The following is a 3,217-nucleotide window of genomic DNA, read 5'->3' on the forward strand; positions in this document are numbered from 1 at the left end:
GTAAGACAACTTTACCCCTGCTCTGTGACACACAGAGCAGTATTTTTACAATAAATAACAGTGTAAACTAAATATGTCCGAGTACTTACTACAAATAGCTTCTACAGACAAGTGTTTTGACAAAAAAAAATTATTCAATTAAAAATTTTCCGTACAAAGGAAAATGGTCAGATTCGAAGCTCTCTAGTCTTTCAAATTCTACTACCGAAATATTTTCAGTTACATAGAAGTGGTCTAAAGACCATCTAAAAAGATAAGAAGTCGCATCAAAGGTGTTGTATAAGCCTCTGCCAATTCTGACATCTTTCAATTTTGTGTTTTCTTCTCCAAACAGACGTTCTGTTTTTCCCCAAGCTACATCATTCAAATCTCCTCCCACAATAGAGGGTAGATTATCTTTTTCTACAAAGTCAGCTACTCTGATAAGTCCTTTTTCTTCTTCTTGATTCTCGCCTATTATTTTGTCGCCTACATTATCTGGATATTTGTCGCTAGGAACTGGAGCAACTGGGTGAACTCCATAAAACTTGAAGTCTTTTCCTGATGGCAGCTCAACAATCGTATGAAAAGAAGGCACTTGTGAAAGATTCAAGTATTTTATTTCTTTTTCTTTTAATGGAAATTTAGAATAAAGAGCCATACCGTAAGCGTTATCTAAGGGTAGTTCTATAACGTGAGGGTAATCTTTCTTCAATACTTTTAGCTCATCTACCCACCACTCATTTACTTCCATAGCCAATATCATATCTGGATTATTTTTTTCAATAATTTCTAAAAATTTATCTGATTTTTTATTGTCTATCAATACATTTCCTAATAGTATCCCTACTGTATTGCCTTGGTTGGTTACATTTTCGGCTGATTTTACTTCTTTTGACCACATCAAATAAGGAGCTACAACACTAAGTTGAATCAGAACAGCTGAGACAAGTCCTGTAACGAGTAAAATACTGGCTCTATTCCATCTCAATTTTATAACTACAAAAAAGATAAATATTAAAATAGATAAGATGAGCTGTATGATACGAGGGAAGTCTAATACTTTTAAATACCATCTTGGAATATCGTATATGAGAGAAAGTACGCTTGAAATAATGATAAGAACGCTAAGTACAATAGCTGTATAGAACGCTCCTTTTCGGAGTTTGCTGTATGTTTTTTCCATAATATAGATTAAAAAAATGTCCTTCTGAAAGAAGGGGGGAGGTTAAAAAATGAAGTTCTTAAATGTTCTAACTGTGGCATGGGAAGGAATGTTTTAACATGTTTTACGAGACTGAACTAGTTTAGCTTAAGGTCAGTACCGATTTTTAAGCAAAAAAATACCCTTCTCATCTGTGAAAAGGGATTTTCTTTTTCTTTTTTGAAAAGTTTTGCCGAAGCGTTAAAAAATGAGTAGCCTATAAAAAATGTTATCCGATGGATAAAACAGACTACTGACGGCTTCGTATTTTGTGATTCTAAAAAATAAAGTTTCTGTAAAAAATGTTTTTGCCTCTAAGCCTACTACCTCTCACAAGCAAAATCAGAACCTTTGAGAATCTACTACTTACTTATCTACTTACTTGCTCTATATATTTCAATCTGTTTGCCAAAGCGAAAATATGCCAAAAAACAGTTCTGAATTCTTCAAAATCGCTCTATATACTTCAAAAACGGCTGTTTTTGTTTTTTGATAGAAAATAATGAGTAGCTATTTCTTCCAAACTGAAAAGGTGTTTTTTCAGAATGGGAAGATTTATTCATCCATTCTAGTGCAAGATTTTATCTTGTACTTGCTGTTGCGTCAGCATATGCTGACAAAATAATAGGCACAAGGAGAACCTTGCGCCAGATGAGGGTTCAGAGTTATTGTCTTTTGGTAAAATTTTAAATCCTTCTACAATTTTTGCAGTTTTCCGTAATTTCAATCTTTCCCTAACAGAAGAGGAGTTCATAGGAACCTCTTCCATTTCTGGTGGACGTAGCGTTATAGGAAGTTGTAAAGTTGGTTTCATGATTACAGGTAACGGTCTTGTATAATTACCCAGCTAAGGGAATTTGGAAAATAAAGATAGTAAAAAGAACTGACTTTGATGCGTGAGCGTCTGTGTCCGCAGGACACAAAACCTTAGTTGGAATTATACGTTGTTGTGCGTAGTTTTTATTATTCCGTTAAAAATATTTCTTTAATTAATTCTATTCGGGTTTTTAATAAATCAGCATTTTCAGCAGTCGGTTCAGCTGGAACAGGAAAACATTCCTCCAAAGATTGTCCGTTTTTAACATTGACAATCCAATCCTCCATTAAGTCACAGTAAATTTCTAATGCCTCTTTTCCAGAAGCGACACTTTTGTCCAAATAAACAGTTGGTAAGTCGCCAACAATAATCCAAACAAATTCATCTACGGTTTCATTTATAGGTTCAATTTCAAAAAGAAAAACTCCAATTATGTCATAAGAACTAAATTCATTGTCGTACCAAGATTTTTTTATTTTTAGGCACCAGCCAAAACTTTTTAGATATTCCTCCGCCTCTTCTTGTAATTTTAAAACGCAATGGATTTCGTCCATTTCTGTCAGTTCATTTAGTAAATCTTCGTTCATTTATCTTATACTTTTTTCATGAGATTTGGTTTGTCAAATTACGCACAACATTTATATAAATCCAATACTACAAAAATAGTATAACTCTCACAAAAAAAGTATCCATAATATTCTAACTAAAGAATGCTTTAAAGGCAAAAAAATACCCTTCTCATCTGTGAAAAGGGATTTTCTTTTTCTTTTTTGAAAAGTTTTGCCGAAGCGTTAAAAAAATGAGTAGCCCATAAAAAATGTTATCCGATGGATAAAACAGACTACTGACTGCTTCATATTTACTTTCCTTTGTTTAATTCTGAGTGTGATTCTAAAAAATAAAGTTTCTGTAAAAAATGTTTTTGCTTCTAAGCCTACTACCTCTCACAAGCAAAATTAGAACCTTTGAGAATCTACTACTTACTTTACTTATTATATTTCAATCCATTTGCCAAAGCGAAAATATACCAAAAAATAGTTCTAAATTTTTTAAAATCGCTCTATATACTTCAAAAACGGCTGTTTTTATTTTTGATAGAAAATAATGAGTAGCTATTTTTTCCAAACTGAAAAGGTATTTTTTCAGAATGGGAAGAAGTAGAGAATATTTAATCTTCAACTTTTGTATATTTTTTCATTCTAGTGCAAGATTTTATC

2 protein-coding genes are annotated in these 3,217 nt (G+C 32.5%); both read right to left on the bottom strand.

Annotated elements, in window-relative coordinates; translation table 11 throughout:
* Positions 1-130: 130 nt before the first annotated feature.
* Positions 131-1,165 (bottom strand): endonuclease/exonuclease/phosphatase family protein, encoded by a 1,035-nt coding sequence (locus QZ659_RS20430; RefSeq protein ID WP_291728945.1) that lies wholly within the window; start codon positions 1,163-1,165, stop codon positions 131-133.
* A gap of 981 nt (positions 1,166-2,146) precedes the next feature.
* Positions 2,147-2,587, bottom strand: coding sequence for a hypothetical protein (locus QZ659_RS20435; RefSeq protein WP_291728946.1), 441 nt, complete (start codon positions 2,585-2,587; stop codon positions 2,147-2,149).
* Between the last annotated feature and the right edge of the window lie 630 nt (positions 2,588-3,217).

Source organism: Bernardetia sp., assembly GCF_020630935.1.
Taxonomy (GTDB): Bacteria; Bacteroidota; Bacteroidia; order Cytophagales; family Bernardetiaceae; genus Bernardetia.